Here is a 528-nt window from a genome sequence, read left to right on the forward strand (position 1 = left end):
GCTTCAGCAAGCGCTCAAGGTCACTCGTTCGCTCGAACTTCGGCAGCTTGATGTCGGTTTCTTTGACAGGGTCGACAAGATTAACTGTCGCGACGATGATCAACTCCGTCTTTCTTCTTTCGGTATTGGTCTTACTGAATAACGCACCAAGAATTGGGATGTCGCCTAGATAAGGAATTTTTGCCAATGACTCCTGCTCTTCCGACGTTAAAAGACCAGCTAACACGAAGCTTTGGCCGTCTTTCAGTTGAACTGTTGTCTGAGCTTTTCGAGTTCGTAGCGAAGGGACGCTAACTAGACCAGAGTTCACACCATTGGTTTTATCAATCGAGCTCACTTCTGGTAACAGTGACAGGCGGATGTTTTCTGAATCTGTCACCTTAGCAACCATAGACAGCTTTACCCCGTATTCTTTATAAGTCACGGAAATACCATCGTTGTCTCGGACGGTGATTGGGATTTCACCACCGACAAGAAAGCTCGCCGATTCGCCAGAAATTACCGACAAGTTTGGCTCAGCCAGCACTT

1 protein-coding gene is annotated in these 528 nt (G+C 47.2%); it reads right to left on the reverse strand.

The features are described 5' to 3' along the window. The coding region (locus tag R7093_RS27820; protein WP_411913267.1) for a type II and III secretion system protein family protein at window positions 1-528 on the reverse strand (528 nt) is incomplete at both ends.

It is taken from the genome of Vibrio sp. 1580 (assembly GCF_033340055.1).